Origin of the sequence: Enterobacter sp. CM29 (genome assembly GCF_013179605.1) — a bacterium.
Classification (GTDB): Bacteria; Pseudomonadota; Gammaproteobacteria; order Enterobacterales; family Enterobacteriaceae; genus Enterobacter; species Enterobacter intestinihominis.
In genome coordinates, this window is the sequence record NZ_JABMCU010000367.1 from 1 (window position 1) to 1,062 (window position 1,062).

A 1,062-nucleotide genomic window follows, 5' to 3' on the forward strand; every position below is an offset into this window, starting at 1 on the left:
ATTAAAAAACCTTGAATACCCTCATTATTATACGCAGCTACATTTCTTTTTTTGCCTCACACCCTTTCACCGACTTATGGCATATATCGGTTCAAGGGTAGTTTAAGGAACAGTAATGACGAATCACTTCAGACGCTTACCCTTATCCGGTTTCATTGTCTGTGCTGCACTGCTCGCCGGGTGCGATGGGCAAGAAAACCCACAGCAGCATGGGCAAGCTCCTCAGGTCAGTGTTCATATTGTCAAAAGCGCGCCACTGGCCGTAACGACGGAATTGCCAGGCAGAACTGACGCTTATCGTGTGGCGGAGGTTCGTCCCCAGGTAAGTGGTATCATTCTGCACCGTAATTTTACCGAAGGCAGCGACGTCAAAGCGGGTGAATCACTTTATCAGATCGATCCGGCCACCTATCAGGCAGCCTACGACAATGCGAAAGGTGAACTGGTAAAAGCGCAGGCGGCGGCAAACATAGCCCATCTGACGGTAAAACGTTACCTTCCGCTGGTCGGTACGCAATATGTGAGCAAGCAGGAGTATGATCAGGCGGTGGCAACCGCCCAGCAGGCGGATGCAAGCGTCGTTGCCGCGAAAGCTGGCGTTGAAAACGCGCGGATCAATCTTGCTTATACGAAAGTCACATCGCCAATCAACGGGCGCATTGGCAAATCCAGCGTCACTGAAGGGGCGTTAGTCACTAATGGTCAGTCAACCGCACTGGCGACAGTTCAGCAGCTCGATCCCATTTATGTCGATGTAACGCAATCCAGCAGCGATTTTATGCGTCTGAAGCAGCAGACGAGCCTGCAAAAGGGAGACACCAGCAGCGTTGAGTTGCTGATGGAAAATGGCCAGCCTTATCCGCTGAAAGGAACGCTCCAGTTCTCTGATGTCACGGTAGATGAAAGTACCGGCTCAATCACCCTTCGCGCTCTCTTCCCTAACCCTCAGCATATGCTGTTACCGGGTATGTTTGTCCGTGCACGCATTGACGAAGGCACACAGCCTGATGCCATCCTTGTTCCCCAGCAGGGGGTAACCCGTACACCTCGCGGTGATGCAAC

1 protein-coding gene is annotated in these 1,062 nt (G+C 52.2%); it reads left to right on the top strand.

What is annotated here, in order from left to right; all coding sequences use genetic code 11:
* Positions 1 to 115: 115 nt before the first annotated feature.
* The coding region (locus HP459_RS23085) for an efflux RND transporter periplasmic adaptor subunit (protein ID WP_171936941.1) at positions 116 to 1,062 on the top strand (947 nt) is incomplete at its 3' end.